The sequence below is a fragment of the Bacillus sp. JZ34 genome, from assembly GCF_053903205.1.
This window is the reverse complement of the sequence record NZ_CP096403.1, coordinates 3,763,486-3,782,527: the sequence shown is the minus strand read 5'-3', so window position 1 is coordinate 3,782,527 and position 19,042 is coordinate 3,763,486. Positions and strand designations below refer to the sequence as shown.

Annotated in this window: 18 protein-coding genes; 10 read left to right on the top strand and 8 right to left on the bottom strand. The window is 38.5% G+C overall.

Features of this window, described 5'->3' with window-relative positions:
- The first annotated feature begins 127 nt into the window (after positions 1-127).
- Positions 128-769 carry a glycoside hydrolase family 11 protein gene (locus tag M1D90_RS19210; RefSeq protein WP_456282985.1) on the top strand — a complete coding sequence of 214 codons (642 nt, stop codon included), beginning with the start codon at positions 128-130 and terminating at the stop codon, positions 767-769.
- A gap of 1,012 nt (positions 770-1,781) precedes the next feature.
- On the opposite strand, the gene M1D90_RS19205 is transcribed toward M1D90_RS19210, so the two are convergent.
- Positions 1,782-2,810: a fatty acid desaturase gene (locus M1D90_RS19205; RefSeq protein ID WP_456282984.1), complete on the bottom strand. Its 1,029-nt coding sequence runs from the start codon at positions 2,808-2,810 to the stop codon at positions 1,782-1,784.
- A gap of 611 nt (positions 2,811-3,421) precedes the next feature.
- Here M1D90_RS19205 and cspC point away from each other — a divergent pair.
- Positions 3,422-3,625, top strand: coding sequence for a cold shock protein CspC (cspC, locus tag M1D90_RS19200; RefSeq protein ID WP_003179166.1), 204 nt, complete (start codon positions 3,422-3,424; stop codon positions 3,623-3,625).
- 253 nt (positions 3,626-3,878) lie between these two features.
- Here cspC and M1D90_RS19195 read toward each other — a convergent pair whose 3' ends face one another.
- The gene (locus tag M1D90_RS19195; protein WP_020450277.1) at positions 3,879-4,865 is read right to left on the bottom strand and encodes a zinc-dependent alcohol dehydrogenase family protein; all 987 of its coding nucleotides are present in this window, start codon (positions 4,863-4,865) and stop codon (positions 3,879-3,881) included.
- A 550-nt stretch (positions 4,866-5,415) separates the two neighbouring features.
- Here M1D90_RS19195 and M1D90_RS19190 point away from each other — a divergent pair.
- Positions 5,416-6,801: an aminotransferase-like domain-containing protein gene (locus M1D90_RS19190; protein ID WP_456282983.1), complete on the top strand. Its 1,386-nt coding sequence runs from the start codon at positions 5,416-5,418 to the stop codon at positions 6,799-6,801.
- A 97-nt stretch (positions 6,802-6,898) separates the two neighbouring features.
- Positions 6,899-8,197: an MFS transporter gene (locus M1D90_RS19185; RefSeq protein WP_456283524.1), complete on the top strand. Its 1,299-nt coding sequence runs from the start codon at positions 6,899-6,901 to the stop codon at positions 8,195-8,197.
- Positions 8,198-8,817: 620 nt separating this feature from the next.
- Here the strand turns inward: M1D90_RS19185 and M1D90_RS19180 are convergent.
- Together M1D90_RS19180 and M1D90_RS19175 are read right to left on the bottom strand one after the other, a co-directional pair.
- Positions 8,818-9,471 (bottom strand): hypothetical protein, encoded by a 654-nt coding sequence (locus tag M1D90_RS19180; protein ID WP_035337128.1) that lies wholly within the window; start codon positions 9,469-9,471, stop codon positions 8,818-8,820.
- Between the two features lie 574 nt (positions 9,472-10,045).
- Positions 10,046-10,660, bottom strand: a complete 615-nt coding sequence (locus tag M1D90_RS19175) for a YczE/YyaS/YitT family protein (RefSeq protein ID WP_456282982.1) — start codon at positions 10,658-10,660, stop codon at positions 10,046-10,048.
- A 109-nt stretch (positions 10,661-10,769) separates the two neighbouring features.
- Here M1D90_RS19175 and M1D90_RS19170 point away from each other — a divergent pair, with 109 nt between their 5' ends.
- The 3 genes from M1D90_RS19170 to M1D90_RS19160 are packed head-to-tail and all read left to right on the top strand — an operon-like array spanning position 10,770 to position 12,406.
- On the top strand, positions 10,770-11,222 hold the full coding sequence (locus M1D90_RS19170; protein ID WP_023857834.1) for a MarR family winged helix-turn-helix transcriptional regulator: 453 nt from the start codon (positions 10,770-10,772) through the stop codon (positions 11,220-11,222).
- 25 nt (positions 11,223-11,247) lie between these two features.
- Positions 11,248-11,766 carry a GNAT family N-acetyltransferase gene (locus tag M1D90_RS19165; RefSeq protein WP_039073244.1) on the top strand — a complete coding sequence of 173 codons (519 nt, stop codon included), beginning with the start codon at positions 11,248-11,250 and terminating at the stop codon, positions 11,764-11,766.
- A 22-nt stretch (positions 11,767-11,788) separates the two neighbouring features.
- Positions 11,789-12,406 carry an FMN-binding negative transcriptional regulator gene (locus M1D90_RS19160; RefSeq protein WP_145624631.1) on the top strand — a complete coding sequence of 206 codons (618 nt, stop codon included), beginning with the start codon at positions 11,789-11,791 and terminating at the stop codon, positions 12,404-12,406.
- A gap of 268 nt (positions 12,407-12,674) precedes the next feature.
- On the opposite strand, the gene M1D90_RS19155 is transcribed toward M1D90_RS19160, so the two are convergent.
- A complete protein-coding gene (locus M1D90_RS19155) occupies positions 12,675-13,589 on the bottom strand; it encodes an arginase family protein (RefSeq protein ID WP_145624633.1) in 915 nt (304 codons plus the stop codon).
- A gap of 105 nt (positions 13,590-13,694) precedes the next feature.
- Between M1D90_RS19155 and M1D90_RS19150 the strand changes: the two genes are divergently transcribed.
- On the top strand, positions 13,695-14,030 hold the full coding sequence (locus M1D90_RS19150) for a winged helix-turn-helix transcriptional regulator (protein ID WP_020450289.1): 336 nt from the start codon (positions 13,695-13,697) through the stop codon (positions 14,028-14,030).
- Positions 14,031-14,341: 311 nt separating this feature from the next.
- The gene (locus M1D90_RS19145) at positions 14,342-15,214 is read left to right on the top strand and encodes a YitT family protein (protein WP_025810048.1); all 873 of its coding nucleotides are present in this window, start codon (positions 14,342-14,344) and stop codon (positions 15,212-15,214) included.
- Between the two features lie 121 nt (positions 15,215-15,335).
- On the opposite strand, the gene M1D90_RS19140 is transcribed toward M1D90_RS19145, so the two are convergent.
- Complete coding sequence (locus M1D90_RS19140) at positions 15,336-16,448, bottom strand: Gfo/Idh/MocA family protein (protein ID WP_023857829.1); 1,113 nt, start codon at positions 16,446-16,448, stop codon at positions 15,336-15,338.
- A 110-nt stretch (positions 16,449-16,558) separates the two neighbouring features.
- Here M1D90_RS19140 and M1D90_RS19135 point away from each other — a divergent pair, with 110 nt between their 5' ends.
- The gene (locus M1D90_RS19135; RefSeq protein WP_456282981.1) at positions 16,559-17,425 is read left to right on the top strand and encodes a LysR family transcriptional regulator; all 867 of its coding nucleotides are present in this window, start codon (positions 16,559-16,561) and stop codon (positions 17,423-17,425) included.
- Between the two features lie 364 nt (positions 17,426-17,789).
- Here the strand turns inward: M1D90_RS19135 and M1D90_RS19130 are convergent, their stop codons facing one another.
- Both M1D90_RS19130 and M1D90_RS19125 read right to left on the bottom strand, forming a co-directional pair.
- On the bottom strand, positions 17,790-18,362 hold the full coding sequence (locus tag M1D90_RS19130) for an RBBP9/YdeN family alpha/beta hydrolase (RefSeq protein WP_020450297.1): 573 nt from the start codon (positions 18,360-18,362) through the stop codon (positions 17,790-17,792).
- An 83-nt stretch (positions 18,363-18,445) separates the two neighbouring features.
- Entirely contained in the window at positions 18,446-18,775 is a 330-nt protein-coding gene (locus M1D90_RS19125) for a winged helix-turn-helix transcriptional regulator (protein WP_023857826.1), read from the bottom strand.
- Positions 18,776-19,042: the final 267 nt, after the last annotated feature.

Below are 19,042 nucleotides of genomic sequence, written 5' to 3'. Positions count from 1 at the left end.
CATGAATTCATGGTATTATATTGAAGGGAACGATCAAAAGCTTTGGCATTAGTAATTATTAATGTTTTTAATCTATACGAGTGCCACCTCATGTCAAAGTCAGAATAATTTTTATAGGAGATAACATATGTTTAAGTTTAAAAAGAATTTTTTAGTTGGATTAACGGCAGCTTTAATGAGTATTAGCTTGTTTTCGGCAACCGCCTCTGCAGCTAGTACAGACTACTGGCAAAATTGGACTGATGGGGGCGGAACAGTAAACGCTGTTAATGGGCCTGGAGGGAATTACAGTGTTAATTGGTCTAATACCGGAAATTTCGTTGTTGGTAAAGGTTGGACTAAAGGTTCGCCATCTAGAACAATAAATTATAATGCCGGAGTTTGGGCGCCGAATGGCAATGGATATTTGGCTTTATATGGTTGGACGAGATCACCGCTCATAGAATATTATGTAGTGGATTCATGGGGTACTTATAGACCTACTGGAACGTATAAGGGTACTGTATACAGTGATGGGGGTACATATGACATATATACAACTAAACGTTATAACGCACCTTCCATTGAGGGCCAACATTCTACTTTTACGCAATATTGGAGTGTTCGCCGGTCTAAGAGACCAACTGGAAACAACGCTAAAATCACTTTCAGCAATCATGTTAAAGCATGGAAGAGTCATGGAATGAATCTGGGTAGTATTTGGTCTTACCAAGTCTTAGCGACAGAGGGATATCAAAGTAGTGGAAGTTCTAACGTAACAGTGTGGTAACAGATCATCTTTAATCAGGGGTAGCGGCTGTTGATCGTTCCTTGAGACATTTTATAATCATTGTTAATGTGAGTGACTAAGAGGCGACGGTCTTTTAGTTGGGATTCCAATGTATTCCTCGGAGTGGGGAAAACGATTGTTTAGGTCTTGATAGGAAAATACTGGATTAAAGGGAAGGCAAGGTTATAGAATTTGAACCAGTATAAATTTTAAAGCAGGCATATGCCTGCTTTATTTTAATGCGCTATTAATGATTTTTGCATGTATTCCATCTGATTTGTTCCCTGCAAGTATTTCCTCAGTTGCTTCATTCGTAAAGTGAGGAATTCCTTTTATATCGGCTAATTTTTCTCTAAAATCTTCGCAGCCGAAGAGCAAATTGATAAATACAAAGAACGAGCAAGAAGTACAGAATATGATCATTGGAAGGATTGAATTATATTTAGACTTTTCTGTTGTGAAGGCACGAGCTTTTACAACAAATATAAAAGGGTTCAATCGAGGATTCCGTCAAATAAAAATAACTCCAGGATAGCGGTCGAGGGTTCGAATTAACGAAAAAAAAAGACAATAGTGAAACCTCTTTTTTGTCATCAATCTCATGGATAGACCATAAATCTTAAGAATCACTTTGGTAAGCTTTACGGAATTCGTTTGAAAAGCTTACTCCATTTTTATTCCTTAATTCTTAAAAACAATGAAATTTTATGTGATTGGTGTAAAGAAATACAATGAAAGCAAGCTTTCATAAATCGTGATAAGCTTCCACTTTATCGAGGGTCTAGTGTGGGCAACCCCGTGAGGGTCAAATCCTCTCGGCCGCATACCAATAATATCGAGGGTTTAATTACCTTTAGTATTATTTTTTTGCAGAAAATACGGCAATAAATGTACTGGTGGAATCTGCAAGTATATTTGGCACTAAAAAAGTGCTGACCTCTGCACAAAACCGTTGTGCGAGTCTGCACTTTTATTCTGCAAGATACACTGCCGGTTATCATCGATTAGTTGTTTAATCCGTTCTTAGGTGTGCTGATATTTGGTTTTTAGAAGCTTTTTTTAAGTGGCTAAAACCAACAAATTTTTTGCTTTCTTCATCCCACAGGCGGAACTTTAATGACTTAAGACTTGTTGCCAGTGTAATGGTCGGAACGTTTTGCAATGGTTTAATGTTGTTATGCACTTCTTCAAGCTTATAGTTTGGGACTCTCGGGCTTAAATGATGAACATGATGGAAACCGATATTGCCTGTTAGCCATTGCATGACTTTTGGAAGCTTATAAAAAGAGCTTCCTTCAACTGCTGCTTTTACATATTCCCAATGCTCATCTTCTTCAAAATAAGAATCCTCAAACGTATGTTGAATATAAAACATCCAAATTCCGAGAGATCCCGATATCATAAAAATTGGCGCCTGAATCAGCAGGAAGTTTTGCCAGCCAATAGCCCAGCATAAAAGTGCTGTCAAAGCGACGATTCCCAGGTTCGTTACATACGTATTCATCCGTTCTTTGCGTTTTGCCCCTTTACGATTAAAACGATTGGTAATCCCGAAGACGTAAATCGGCCCAATCATAAACATAACAAACGGATTTCTGTACAAACGGTACATTATTTTTGTCTTAGTTGAGGCTTCCTTATATTCTTCAACGGTCAGTACCCAAATATCGCCTGTACCGCGTTTGTCCAAGTTGCTGCTTGTCGCATGGTGGACAGAATGGTCGCGTCCCCAGTGATCAAAAGGATGCAAAGTCAGAATTCCTGTAATTGTTCCAAGGATTCGATTCGCCATTTTGTTTTTAAAAAAGGAGTAGTGGCAGCAATCATGAAAGATGATGAAGGTTCTCACTAAAAAACCTGCCGCAACGATAGAAATCGCTAATGTAAGGAAATAAGAAATCGACAAGCTCTTATATGCCAAACACCATAACAGGAAAAATGGTACCAATGTGTTAATGATTTGAGAAATACTTTTTTGTAAATCGGAGTTTTCATAAGGTGTAACCAGTTTTCTCAAAGTCTTTAGGTTTTGGTTATTCATTTTTTAAAGTTTCCCCTTCCCTGATGAGTTTCTAAGTGTACGTTTTATTGCCTTTGAAGTCCCAGTGTCATACATCATATAAGTATCGTTCTTAGCCCTCTTTATTGGAAACTCGAAACTGATTTGCAGAGTTGGCCGGGATACAAAAGGCGTATGAAAATTATACCCGGCTCTTTATCGGGCAAAACTCTCTCCCTGCTTCCCTATGGGAATTGTTCTTTTTAGACCGTGAACATTGATTGTTTGAGGAACAGACATCATGAACAAGAAACAGCAGAGCTTTTTAAAGAAAATCAATTTTAGCAAAGAAAAAGGTTTGAAGACACTCGCGATTCATTTTCACGGTGTTTTCAAACCTCTTAGACATGTTATATATTTGATGCAGAATAATTGACGCCTACCGCTTCTGCACTGCTATCCACACGTTTAAGAAAAAATGCCATGAATAAAACGATAATATGATTTGCAATTATTTCCGTTTCCTGTTATGATAAAGGAGAATTATTTTTGTTCGGTGTAAAGGATAGTATGAATATTGACTTTTCGTCTTGATGATACTTTGGGCAAGGATAGTAATACAATGTGCGGTAACGCACTAGGAGGCAACAAAAATGGAACAAGGTACAGTTAAATGGTTTAATGCAGAAAAAGGTTTTGGATTTATCGAACGTGAAAATGGAGACGATGTATTCGTACACTTTTCTGCAATCCAAAGTGACGGATTCAAATCATTAGACGAAGGTCAAAAAGTAACATTTGACGTTGAGCAAGGTCCTCGCGGAGCTCAAGCTGCTAACGTTCAAAAAACTGCTTAATCTTCAATCGTTTATACAAACAGGCTCTTTATATAGGGCCTGTTTTTTTATGTTCTCTGTATAATGCTTAATAAAAAACCCTACTCAACGTTCGAGTAGGGAGGTGGTAAAAGGTAATAGAAAAAGATTTAACGCTTCAAAGGTTGTTTACAGTATAACATAATCGATTGACAAAATGCGGAATTTATATAAATTTTTTATTTTTCTTTTCAATTACAACTACTACTTTTTCTTTCTTTTGGTTACATCTCCTTCATGCAAAGTTCAACAGTATTTTTCCATTCAAACCCGGCTGTTCATAATGCTTCAACGCATCATAGAAATCTTCAAAATCATATACTTTTTCTGGAGCATTGATGACCATTCTTCCGCTCTCAACGAGCTTAATCACCTGCGAGAAGCGATTGCGGTATTCAGAAACGGAATGTCTCTCGTTCCAGAGTCTTAAGGCGAATAATTGTGGTGACACATGGTATACATTGTGTAACTTTCGCCAATCGTTTGGTATACCTGACAACAGACCATAACTGACAAACGTTCCTTCAGGTTTTAACATCCTCGCCAGCAGTTCGCCGCTTTCTCCTCCAACAGAGTCAATTGCATGGTCAACACCGATGTCGCAAGCATCAGAAATCTGTTCATATATAGAACCGTTGGAAGCGTCGATGACTCGCCATGCCCCAAGTTTTTGAAGTTTTTCTATCTTGCGGCTGTTTCTTGTAATGACAATTAAACGGAATCCCAGTATAGTAGAAATTTGCGCAAACAAACCTGCAATAGATGTACCTCCGCCATTCATTAACACAATTTCATTCGGCTGAACACGCAATGATTCCGTACAAATTAGCCAGGCTGTTAATGGATTAATATACAGTTGACTGGCGTCGTTATCACTTATTGATGGAGGCAGCTCTATTGCATAATCAGCTTTGGTGGTTACATATTGTTGCCAAGTTCCCTCTCCTCTTACAGGGAGGACCCTTTTTCCAATCAATGATGGTGATACATCTTTACCCTGATCTATGACAATTCCCACACCATCATATCCTGCAACAGCCGGCAGCTTAATTCTATGAGAATAGGCCCCTCTAATTGGAAGCAAATCTGATGGATTAATTGGACTGGCAATCATTTTGACAAGAATTTCATTTGGCTGAAGAGGAAGCTTTTCTCCGGTATATAGCTGTAATTTTTGAAGCGGATCACCAAATTCCTTATATATTAATGAAACATTATTCATGATTTGTTATTGGCTCCTTAGTTTAATACTTCTATAAATAAACTTGCACTCTTTTGAGATTATGTCAATATTGTCTTTGTTTTTAGCTCCTAGTGTAAGTGCAGCTTCTACTACAGCGCAGACACAACAAAGAAATATCACCCAGACTGTTAGCTATCCATCTGTAGGACAACTGTCTCAAAAAGAAATTCATATCATGGCGCTCATGATAATCCTAAACATCAAAGAGTTTCCATACTCAGCACTGGGCTTCGGCGTTAGCCAAAAAATTAGCTTAACAAGCACTCCGGTACATACTTGAAAGAGCCGTGATTGCTAAAAAATTATGCCAAAAAGGCGAAAAACGGTTTTTATAAAGTAGCAAACTACATTGAAAAAGTTCAACATTCAAGAAAAATGAATTGCTGCATTTATAAAAGCCGGACTTCCACCTGATGTTGTCGATTTAGTACCTATTACTTAAAGTCGCAGTCTAACTTGTCCGTCATTTCTTATAATTGTTTTATAAACAGCACAACCATATAATAGAACGAAAAAAGGATGGCGTATCATGCCGATCAATTCTTTTGAAAACTATCCGATGAGCTGGAAGCCATCGATTGATAAAACTGAAAAGCCCATTTATAAAGCACTTGCAAGGCAATTGGAGCAGGATATAGTAAACGGAGTTTTATTGCCTGGAACAAAACTTCCTCCTCAGCGGGAACTGGCTGATTATTTGGATTTAAATTTGAGTACCATTTCAAAGGCGTTTAAAATGTGTGAGTTAAAGGGCCTGTTAAGTGCAACTGTTGGGAGCGGCACATTTGTATCGTATGATGCGTTATCGAATGCGTATTTACTTGAGGATACAAAGCCAAAGCTCATTGAAATGGGCGCAACACTGCCGGATCATGCTTCTTACGAGCCGCTCATGCTCCATTTGAGCAGCATGCTGCAAGAGACAGATTATGAAAAATGGTTTGGTTATGGCCGGGCGGGCGAAAGCCTTTGGCAAAAGGATGCAGCTGTTAAGCTAATTCGAAGAGGCGGTTTTGAAACAACCGTTGAGCACATTTTATTTGCAAATGGGGGACAAAATGCGATCGCTGCCGCATTGGCGGGTCTTTGTAAGCCTGGAGACCGCATTGGTGTTGATCATCATACATATCCCGGATTAAAAACTGTTGCATCAATGCTAAGTGTGCAAATTGTACCGATAAAATCCGAGAACGGTGAAATGAAGCCGGAGTCACTTGAATATGCTTATAAAAATGAAAACATTACAGGCATTTATTTGATCCCGGATTACCATAACCCGACAGCTTCCTTTATGTCTGTAGAGAATCGAAAGGTCATTGCAGAAATTGCAAAAAAGTATAATTTGTTTATTATTGAAGATGCATCGTACCATCTTCTTGGCAAAAATCCACTTCCAGCCCTTGCATCATTCGCGCCGGAACAGGTGATCCATATCGCAAGTTTATCTAAATCATTGGCACCGGGGCTGCGACTGGCGTATGTTGCAGTGCCGTATCAATTTAAGGAGCCGGTTTCGAGGGCGCTTTATAATTTAAATATAACGGTTTCCCCGCTATTAGCAGAACTTGCTGCGCGCACGATTGTATCAAATCAATTTGAAGTCTTAATTGAGGGGCATCGTGAACAAACGATTTGCAGAAACCAAATCGCAAATCGATATTTTGCTGACTATACGTGTTTAGGTGGTGAAACAGGCATCTTTCGGTGGTTGTTGTTACCGGGTGGGATTACAGGTGCTGAATTTGAAAAATTAGCTGCTGAACATGGAGTGCAAGTGTATGCGGCTGAACGCTTCGTAGTTGGGAATAATTGTCCGGAAAGGGCGGTAAGGGTTTCTGTATGTGCACCAGAAACGCTCGAAGAGCTTGAAAAAGGATTAATAATCCTTAGGCGCTTGCTAAACGATCTTGCCTAATTATTGTCCGCCATACAATTTCAATATTGTATGGTTTTTTTGCGCGTGTTATGATGATTCAAATCTAGTTGGAGGTTGATCAAGGAAGGCAGGTTAGATCATGCTGCACAAAGAAAGTGTAAAATCGTTAGACGTTCAATCAGCTTCATTACAAAGCTACATTGGTTCCCCAGAAAAACAAAAAACGTTATACAAGCGTACATTATTTGTTGTAAGTGTTTCACAAATTTTTGGCGGTGCAGGGCTGGCGGCAGGAATTACTGTCGGTGCCCTTATTGCTCAGCAAATGCTCGGAACGGATGCTTACGCAGGGGTCCCGACAGCTTTATTTACTTTAGGATCAGCGGGGGCAGCCTTATTTGTAGGCAGACTTTCTCAACGCTATGGTCGTCGTGCAGGCCTTTCAGCCGGTTTTGTGATTGGCGGTCTTGGAGCAATAGGAGTTATCATTGCAGCAATCATAAATAGTATTTTCTTGTTATTTGCTTCATTGCTTATTTACGGTGCTGGAACAGCGACAAATTTACAAGCTCGTTATGCGGGTACGGACTTGGCAAATCGTAAGCAGCGGGCGACTGCTGTCAGTGTGACGATGGTTATGACAACATTTGGCGCGGTTGCGGGTCCGAATTTAGTGAATGTGATGGGGGATTTCGCCCATTCTATCGGTGTTCCGTCATTAGCGGGCCCTTTCATTTTAGCCGCGGCGGCATATATCTTAGCAGGTGTTGTCCTATTCATCATGCTTCGTCCAGATCCATTAGTTATCGCAAGAACAATCGAATCGATCAAGCAAGAACCAAGTGATAAAGGACATTTGACAACAACTGAACACACAGAAAACAAAAGAGGCGTAATCGTTGGTGCAGCCGTTATGGTTCTTACCCAAATTGTAATGGTCGCTATTATGACAATGACACCGGTTCATATGAGACATCATGGGCATGACTTGGGTGCAGTTGGTCTTGTTATTGGCTTTCATATAGGTGCCATGTATCTCCCTTCACTTGTTACAGGGGTTCTTGTTGATAAGTTGGGACGTACTGCAATGGCGATTGCATCTGGAACTACGCTGCTTCTGGCAGGCTTAATAGCAGCATTTGCACCGGGAGATTCTATGGTTCTTATCGTAATTGCTCTTTCTTTGCTGGGATTAGGGTGGAATTTTGGTTTGATAAGCGGGACTGCACTGATAGTTGATTCAACTGAAACGGCCACACGGGCGAAAACACAAGGTACGGTGGATGTTCTGATTGCGTTGTCAGGAGCTGCCGGCGGAGCATTGTCCGGAATGGTGGTGGCAGGCTCAAGTTATCTAACATTATCACTTACTGGAGGAATTTTATCCTTATTACTCATTCCTGTGGTGGCATGGTCTCGTGAAGGTAAAAGATAAGCCGGATGCATTCAATTCGGGAGTCCAAGACAAATGGCTGACATGTGGTATGGCATGTACAGCATTAGAGATCGAGTTGAATAACGGAAGATCAACATTGGGTGTTTATTTCCGTTTGCACCCAACGTGTACATGAAATGATGCAAATGAGCATAATGCACAGCAATGCCTGAAATGGAAATATGGCTACGCTTTACAGAGGGAAACCTCGTGAAGATTTAAATCCCCTCGGCTGCATCATAGGAATACCAAGGGTTTTGATGACCATATTAGTTTTTGTTAAATCAACAAAAATATGTTTTTGTGTCTAAAGGTGTCCATTAACTTAAAGTAAACATCTAATTTGTAAGTATTTTTTATTAATTCCCAAGTGTTCCTTTATGGTTGTGATTTTCTCTTTGAATTGTTAATAAAAGCACGTAAATAATCATATAGTATTTGTTTTGTTTAAAGCGGTACTCGTTGAACATTTAAATTTTTTGACTTGAAATTTCTTTGACGAAGGGGTGTTCTTTATAGTAATAGCTTTTAGTGCAGGCAGGTCGTTTGAAATTTTATACAAAACGCCAGAAATAAAAATGAAAGGAAAATCTTAAAGCAGGCAATATGCCTGCTTTAATTCAATCTGTTACATAATCTTTATAGACAATGTATTCTTTGCCGATTTTTTTCTTTCGATTACTATCTTTGTACCACTGTACATAGTCCTTTTCATACCATATACCTTTAACTTTTTTCATATATATAATTTTTGTGTAGTAAGCCATAGTAGGTGAAACACCAGCAAAATAGGAAACTAAGCCACTGCCAGCAGCTATAGCAGTTCCGGTAATAGAAGCCAAAACAGCTGCTACAGCTCCTGTATAAATTTGAGCTATTTTAGTACTCCCGTATTGGGTATGGCTATATTTCCATCCCCCTTTACCGACGCCTACACCGCTTCCCTCGGGAATCTTTGTAATACTAAATGAACCGCTGGTTGAAGTTTGATAATTATTTTGAACAATAGATTGAGTTATTACTTTTGAGCCTTGTAATCCTTCAGAATTTTTTGAGGTAATTTTAATATCTCCAGTCGTTTTGTTATAAACAGCTGTATAAGTTTCTCCTGTTTCATCAGTTACTGTTGCTGTGCGTGTAGCAACAGTATCAATAATAAATGTTCCTTTGGTGTGCATTTCTTCCTGAATTTGCTCCTTTGCATTGGCAAAAGATATAGGAAATGCTAGAGTTAATGATGAAGCTACAAGTAGAGATTTTGCTAAAACTTTCAAAATAAGATCCTCCATTCATTTAGAAATATTATACAATGCAAGTATATCGTAAATTTCTATAAAAAGGAGAATTAATACTAATTATGCCATTGGAAAATTTGTTGAGTCCTCTATTGTTGTTGTTGTTATGTATAATATGCTTAATAAAATCTTTTACGTACCGTAAAGAGAATAAAAATAAGGTTATGATTTTTTTTGCTGTACTTGGAGTAGCCAGTCTAATCACATTTATTTATAAAATAGTTTCTTTATAATTTGATATCATTTATATAGTAAATAAATTGAAAAATTTTCTGATTTTAAAATAAAAATAATCCATTTTCAGATAAAGGTGAGGTGTCAAAGAAAACTATGATATTGCGAGGCTAAAGCAGGCATATTCCTGCTTTTTTTAATATTAATCTTACAGTGACATAATGAATGTGATCAATCGGGATAGTTAATATAGCAGTCAGTAGTGTGAAAGAGACTATTCCCTACAAAATTTTATTCCTCATTTAAAATAACTCCCTAATTTGAATATTATTAAAGATTAGAAGGAATGCCAGTAGTTAAGAAGTGAACGCTTTTAACTTTATAGTGGCGAACCGGAATGTGTTATTAAGCGCCCCAATACTTTTCCAGCAAACGGCATAAAAAAATGAAGAACAAGCCCTCCTAAACAAACGGTTAATAAAGTTCCGATGCCAATCGGTCCTTTTAAGATGACGGCCGCTGTCAAGAAGACGAGGTAAATGATGGTTCTCGAAACAAATATGTTGGTTCTCGTTAATTCTTTTATGATGAATGTGAATCGGTCAATTGGCATTGGAGCAAAATTTGTGTATAAGTATGTCGCGGTTCCTAAACCTGTAACAACCAAGCCGATTCCAAAACAAATCACTTTGCTCCACCATTGTTCTGGTGTGATAAAAAAGTGCAGGAAAAAAAGCCACATATCAATGCCGATCCCCGTTATAAACGCCGTTAGCATCCCTGAAACTTTCGGTCTTTGGCTTTTTAAAAAAGAATTGCAGCCTATGAATAGCAAAGCAATGATGACTTCCCAACTTCCCACAGTAAGCCCCGCATGTATGGACAGTCCCACCAAAAGTGCGTCAAAAGGCGAAGCGCCAAGATCTGATTGAATCGTAAAAGCAATCCCAAGGGTTAAGATTAAAATTCCTAATACATAAAAAACATATTTCACTTAACTCGCCCTCTTTATTTTTATTGCAAATACAACAAAATTTCGGTATATTTAATGTACGCCATTTATGTTGTATTTGCAACAAAAACATGTTCGAAAGGAGTTTATGATGAAGGATATTCTTCGTGAAATTGGAATGATTGCCCGGGCTTTGGATTCTATAAGCAATATCGAATTTAAAGAACATGACCTGACAAAAGGGCAATATTTGTACCTTGTCCGAATATGCGAAAACCCGGGAATCATTCAGGAGAAGTTAGCTGAAATGATTAAAGTGGACCGGACCACCGCAGCCCGCGCTATAAAAAAACTTGAAATGAAAGGCTTTATTGAACGGAGAGATGATGAATATAACAAAAAAATAAAAAAACTCTTTCCGACGGAAAAGGGGAATGAGGTATTTCCTTTTATAAAAAGAGAAAATGATCATTCGAATTGTGTGGCATTAGAGGGGTTTTCCGAGGGGGAAGCGGAGACCATCTTCAATCTTCTTCAAAGAGTAAGAAAAAATGTAGAAAAAGACTGGGAGTTCGTGAAAAAGGGGAACAAGAGAAATTATTGACGGCATAAAGGAGCGGCAGATTGAAATGACAGTAAATATAAAAAGGTGCACCCTTGAAGACTTACAAAAGCTTCAAGAAATTGGTTGTGAAACTTTTAATGAGACATTTAAGCATCAGAACTCGCCGGAAAATATGAAGGCCTATTTGGAAAAGGCGTTTCACTTAACACAATTAGAAAAAGAACTATCCAACAGCGCTTCGCAATTCTTTTTTGTCTATTGTAACAATGAAATCGCTGGATATTTAAAGGTCAATACTGATGAGGCCCAAACTGAAAAAATGGGTGATGAATCACTTGAAATTGAGAGAATTTATATCAAGAACGAGTTTCAAAAACATGGGCTTGGCAAATATCTGTTCAATAAAGCTATGGAAATTGCGAAGGAACTGAATAAAAAGAAAATCTGGCTGGGCGTATGGGAAAAAAACGAAAACGCAATTGTTTTTTATAAGAAAATGGGGTTTGTTCAAACCGGTGCTCACTCTTTTTATATGGGAGATGAAGAACAAACGGACTTGATCATGACCAAAACACTCCTATAACTTTTTTGAAAGGAGGATGACGATGTATATTCCAAAATATTTTAAAGTCGAAAATGTTGATGAAATTTTGGATTTTGTCCAAAAAAACTCTTTTGGCACGATTGTTACGACAGAACAAGGGAAGCCAATCGCTACTCATTTGCCTTTGGGATTCAATAAAAAAGGTGATGATTACTATATCACCGGCCATGTCTCTTTTGGAAATCCGCAGTGGAGAACTTTTGAAACCTGTCAAGATGTGCTTGTTATGTTTCAGGGGCCGCACGCATACATTTCTTCTTCCTGGTATGGGCATGAGGATGTTCCAACATGGAATTATCAAGCCATCCATATATACGGTCAAGCAAGCATTCTAGAGAGAGATGAATTAATAGAAGAATTAACAATTATGATGGGAAAATACGAAAAACACCGAGAAAATCCAATTTTATGGGATAACCTTTCTCCTCAACTTTTAGAAAGACAACTGAAAGCGATTGTCGGGTTTAAGATTAAGGTGGAAGACATTCAGGCTGCATATAAATTAAGTCAAAACCGAAATGATACAGACTACATGAACATCATTGATCAATTGCAAAATGAAGGAGATCCCCATGCGGAGCAATTGGCGGCAGTGATGAAAAAGAGGCTGGAAAATTAAATATAAATCCACCTTCAACCCTATGCAGGAGTTAAAGGTCGGAATCAGAGCCGTCATTTATGCAGCATCTTAAAGATCGAGCGGGAAATGAAAAGGCAGGCCGAATGGTTAGGCCGAATCATCTTTGTCGAAGACTTAATGGGGTCGCAGCCCGCGAAAGTTCAAGTCTCTCGGCCGCATCATAGGAATACCAAGGGTTATGACCCCTTGGTATTTATTTATGGAGGGTTACCGACTCCATTAATTTGTTGTTGTCCCGTTTATGAAATTATTGATTTAAAATAGGGATTTCACTAAGCAATTTCTTCAAATGAATAGAGTCCCACGGCAAATGTTCGGTTATACCTAATCCAACTACATCCGTTTCGGAAGAGAGTTCTTTCAGAAGATGAAGCAGGTGCGGCATTTGCATTGTTCCCTCAGGAGAAAAAGTTACAGGTGCTTCAGGATTGGCGAATAATAAAGAACGAAATGCCTTCGGATCAAGCACGTCTAAATCAAGGTGTATGGCCAGATACTTGATGTTGCTTTCTTTTATCCATTCTTTTATAGACTCGGTACTGGTCATTAACTTTTTAGTTCCGGCAGTTCTAATTCCAAGTCTTTGAATCACTTCAGTGTCGGGTTCTGTGGGAGTTATACCGAGTCTTTGAAGTACTTTTGATATCACTTTTGTTTCTTCTTCTGTAGGAGCTGCTAATCCCGCGATAAAGACATTTTCAGGTTTAAGGGGAATGTTCACATGTTTTGCGAACTCTTCATCTCCTTCTCCCAAAAGATTTCCGAGCGGTAATGTATGACCGTTATCATATCCGGCATATCTAACTAAATCGCTGTGAGCATCAATCCAAATTAAACCTAAGTCCCCGCCGTATCTTTCGTTTAAATAAGCAAATGGTGCTTGTTCGACTAAGCAGTCACCGCCAAACATGACAATGCGATCCGGCTTATGGGCATGAATGATATGCTGAGCAGCCTCCAATTGTTCCAGCAGTTGTTTTCTCCCGTTTATTCCGTTTTCGTTTTCAAGCGGAGTTCCATCATAAGTTTGAACCGGAACATGAATAAGGGGCTGATCATTTTCAGGAGCCAGCCAAGCAAGCAGTTCCGCTCCAAAAGAGTAGTTGGGATTGTTTCCCCCTTGCCATTGCGGCATCAACAGACGTATCGTTTTTTTAGCCATGTTATCGTCTCCTTTACTTCAAATTACGGTTAGTATAAAATGAACGCAAACAAAAAAACAGTACGCACTTTATTGATAGGTACTATCCGAAAGGGAAGTGTTAATATGAGTATGGCTGAATATAAAGGCAAAGTTAAAAATATTCAAGATACACCTTTTGGCTACACATTGTCCGTGATCGGCGGCAAATGGAAAATGGTTATTATTTATCTCCTCGCGGAAAATCAACCGGTTCGCTTTAATGAGCTGAAAAGACAAATAGGGGCTATTACTTATAAAACATTGAGTTCACAACTTAAAGAATTGGAAGCGGATGGTCTGGTGAAGCGGAAAGAGTACCCTCAAGTTCCCCCAAAGGTCGAGTACAGTCTCACTGGTAAAGCGGAATCACTATTGCCGGTTTTAGAAGGGTTATGTGAATGGGGGGTGAAAAACCAATAAAGTTAAGGATTCATTCATCTTGGAGAGAGAAGAATCAAATGCTTCGTTCTATTGCCGACAATCCTTTTGTCTGGCCGGAAATGTCCATAAACATTAGGGCCTTTATTTGTTATTCACCAGTTATGAAAACGGGGTGCTTGCAATATAGCTCTGCCGGCACATGAATGTTCCAAGTCTAAAAGGGTTACCTTAATCCAATGTAATGATCGGTATTTGCAGCAGCCGCTCAAAAAACGTGATTGAACTTTTGAACCTAGAAAAACTGTTATGGTATATTTAAATATAACGTAAAATTTGAAATGAGGAATGGCATGAATAAAATCGAAAAACATAAGAAATTTAAAGCGAAAATGATTTTCAAAGTTATAATGGTCATGATCGGAGGAATCATAGCGGCCTATGGATTGGAAACAGTGCTGATTCCTAACAATGTATCTGATGGCGGAGTGACAGGACTCAGCATTGTTGGTTCACAACTATTTGACTTGCCGCTTGGTATACTTATCGCAGCTTTAAACATCCCGTTTGTCTGGCTGGGGTATAAGCAAATCGGGAAAAGCTTTGCGTTATTATCGATTATCGGAATCGCATCACTTGCAGCAGGTACAAGTTTTATGCACCACACTCCGGCTATAATCGAAGGGGACACCTTGTTAGTCACTGTTGTCGGAGGGATCATCCTTGGTTTTGGAATGGGGCTGGCGCTGCGTAATGGCGGAGCATTGGACGGAATTGATATGCTTGCTGTGCTGTTATCGCGCAAATTGCCATTTGGAACGAGCGATCTCATTCTATTCTTTAACCTTTTTGTGTTTATTTTTGTTTCCGCTGTATTTGGCTTGCAAGGGGCATTGCTATCAGTCATCGCCTACTATATTGCGTCCAAAGTCATTCATGTTGTCGAGGAAGGATTAAGCGGTTCTAAAACCTTTCAAATTATTACAACAGAACCTGAGTTGATGGTGGAGACAATTCGCGATCAATTGGGCCGAAGTGCTACATATAAAGAAGCTTACGGTGGTTTTTCCCACGAAAAGTTTAAAGAAATTACATGTGTCATCAATCGCTTAGAAGACACCAAATTAAAGGAAATCATTAATGAAGTTGATAAAAATGCTTTTGTCACTGTATATGACGTAGCTGAAGTCAAAGGCAGTAATTTTAGAAAACCTAATATTCATTGATTAGGGATTTCCTAAGAAAAAACATACCAAAGCTTGTTGGTATGTTTTTTTATATCATGTCGGTTTCCGAACAATTTGCTAATGCTGGACAGGCATGTGCCAAGGCAAAGTTATAATGTTCCTACTCATTTTTTAAGAGTACTTTTTTACCGGTCTTTGCCGACTTCCGAATGGCGTCTAACAACCGGTGCAGTTTGACAGCGTCATGAAAGTTTGGGATTTGATTTTTATGTTCAAATATATCTTCCGCTAAAATAGTATAAGCAGTTTCAACATAGCCTCTTGCACCATGATCCTTTACTGGGGAAATTTTTACTTCTTCAGAATAAACATCTTCAGCATTTAACAAATTATGAGGATGTGTAATCTTTTTGACTTTGAGATTGCCAAATTGTACGTGTCCTGAGGAATTATGCTGTGTTAAACGCAAAACACCTTTTTCCCCTCTAATCTCTAATTGAAAAGCTGGATAAACTCCGCCCTGAATATGGACAGAGGCTGAAGCGCCATTAACGAGCGTCCCCTGGATTAAAATTTGGTCAGCTGTGTTTTTTGGTATTTTCATCCCTGTTTCTTGTATAACGGCTTCTGTATAATGACTGTTCATTGCAGCTGATAATTCTTTAAAATCACCCAGGATATGACAAAGAACATCGAGCGAGTGACCACCGTTAATTGTAAGAAGGTTCGCCCCATTTTCTCTTTTTAAAAGGTAACTGCTTTTTTCATCTGTTATTCCTCCCTTTCCTTGTGTTGCTACCTGCATCGTGCAGGAGATGACCTTGCCGATCTCCCCCTGTTTGATTGCCCGCTTTAAATAATTGACTTCTGGAGATTGCCTTCCCTGTAATCCAATCGCATGATGAATGTTTGCGTCATCTGCCAATTTTGCCAGTTTTTCAGCCTGCACAGTATCTTTGCCTAAAGGCCATTCACAATATATATGTTTATTTTCTTCTATGGCTGCAAGCGAAGCTTCATAATGGAAAGGAACCTTTATACTGACGACTACCAAATCAACATCTTTTGATTGTGCTAATTCCTTATAATCTGTAAAAGCAGAGGCAGCCTTAAGCATCATAGCGCTTTTTTTTGCGGTTTCCATTTTTGATGTTCCAATCGCCGTTATTTCATAAAAAGGATTTTCCTTCAATACCGGAATATGTGTTTGACTAGCCCATTGATTATTCAAAGATCCGCCTATAATCCCTGCTTTTATCACGTTGTTCTTCATTAGCTATCCCTCCAAAACTCTTTAAACCGAGTATAATTAAAATTAGAGATCATTTTAAATGTTAAGTTATGATGGTTATATCACTTTTTTTGATGGGGGTTGAAATATGAATGGATATTGAAAACATGAAAGCTTTTGTTTCAGTGGCGGAATTAAAAAGCATATCTGCTGCTGCAATTAAATTGAATCACCTTCAATCCAATATGACTGCGAAAATAAAAAAAATCGAAACTCATTATCATCAACAACTGTTTATCAGAAATTCAAAAGGAGTCAAACTAACGAAAGAGGGAGAAAAATTATATCATCAATACAAGAAAATCTTGTTCGTTTGGGAAGAAACCGAAAACATCATGAAAAAACACGATGAAAAACTCCGTATTGGCACGATGATATCTGTCGGTGGAACTCAATTCTCAAGTGCTTTAAATAAGCTTTATCATACATATCCTGATTTATCGGTAACATTAAAAACAGGTTCAACAGAATATATTGAAAATCAAGTTCTTCTTGGAAAAATCGATGTTGCTTATACGATTGGATCGCTAAACAATAAAAAGATAAGTTATCAAAAAGTGGGATATGAAGAATTGGTGATCATAGGCCAAGGTATAGATCAATATACGAGATTTGATGATTATATAAACGGAAAAAACGTACTTGTATTATCAGATAAGTGCTTGTATCTAACATTATTATGTAATATTTTTGAAGATTCGAACATCCAACAGGGGGAAATCATTGAAGTGGGCGATCCAGAATCCTTAGTGCAATTTGCATTGATGGGTATGGGAATTTCCTTAGTATCAAAGCGCATAGCAGATCGCTACAATATCCTTAATTATTTAGAAGTTCCCTCATCTTATCGAAACGTCGATTTGTATTTCATTACAAGACTAAATCATAAATTTACACCTATAGAGAAACAGTTTATTGAATTAAATAACTCCCTGAGCGACATCATTGAAGGAATGTAAGGTTGATAAAAAAGTTATGCTCTCTTAAAACCAATACAAAAAGGTGTACCCTTATGCGTGAAAGATATATCAATGAACGGGATTCATTTCTTTTGGAACTTGGTTAGGTAATATCCCTGATCTAAATTAGAGATGACTCATTTTGAAGCTTTAAGTGCTAAGCCTTCACAAGAAACATAAGCCGCGCTTTCATTCAAGTGCCTTCAACAAAGCTATATTATACACATTTTCATTGGCATGACGTAATAGACCACCTCAAAATAGGGAACTTTGACGTCGATTTTTTCCACACTTATTAAGAAATTGGAGAAGGGCGGCTTCTAAGCCCTTTGCCGCCCTAAAATTCGAATATCCTTTATTGTTTTTAGCAAGTTTCTTTTGAGAAATAGGAGTTTAAAACATCATAAACAATCGGCAAAGAAGTAAATCCGTCAGTTTCTAAAAAGTGCCCCCCGTGTTGAACTTCGTAAAGCTTAGCGTCAATTTGTTGCGCCAGATCTTTGCTCCATGCAAATGGCACAATTTGATCGTCTCTAGAGGCAATGACAGCACGATGCTTAGCTGACTCAATGATGTTTTGAAAATCAAACGATTCCTCGGTAAATTCATCTAACATCTTTAAATCGGGCAGTGACTTGGCAAAGCCGGAAACGAGCAAGATTCCGCCAAGTGGTTGACGCAATTGCGTTTGTTCCAAAAACCTCAAAACGGCGGCGCACCCCAGGCTGTGTGCAACCAGATAAGTATGTTTATTTAATGTGTGCTTATTTAAAGAGAGCGTATCAAGCCAATCTTTAAGCCTTGGCTGGTGAGGATTAGGCATGTCTAAAATTTCTGCGTGTATTCCGTCTGCAAGCAGACGTTTTTTCAGCCAAGGAAACCAGTGGTTGGTTGAGGAGGCTCTGTAGCCATGAATGATATAAATTTGTTTTGTCATCCTGTTCTCCTTACAAATAATTTTTATTCAGTATAAAATCCCTCCCGTCGGGAAACAAGTACGCACTTTTTAGTAAGTATTTTTTACTCATAAGGCAAACCTTCTCTTTGTCCCCATCTGCACATTTCATCTATGAGAGGGTATAAAGACAGTCCTCTGTCTGATAACGAATACTCCACTCTGAGGGGATTTTGAGAAATCTCCACCCGGTGAATCAGACCGTCAGTTTGCAACTCCTTCAGCTGGGAACTTAACATTTTATGGGTGATTAACGGCATAGCCCGTTTGAGCTCCCCGTATCTCATCGTTTTTTCACACGCCAGCTCATAGAGGATTCTCATTTTCCATTTACCACCTATAAGAGATAAGGTGTATTCAAATGGAGCTTGTTTGCTGCGGCATAAGGTATTCATGGTAATCAAACCTCCTTTTTTAAGATCATAACAAAAATCAATATTGAGCCTGGCTTCAACATAAATAGCAAAAGATTCACTTGTTTTCCTTATTTTGTTGAGGAGATGTGATATGATACAAAAAAAGGGAGCGGATTTCTTCTGAAAAAGGGCGGGAATACTTTTGCGCGAATTTGCACCTCAAGTTTTTCAAACGATAGGGATTATTGGTTTTATTTTAGCTTTTGTCCAGATTCCAATCGGCTGGTTTATCGGATTTTTCTTTTC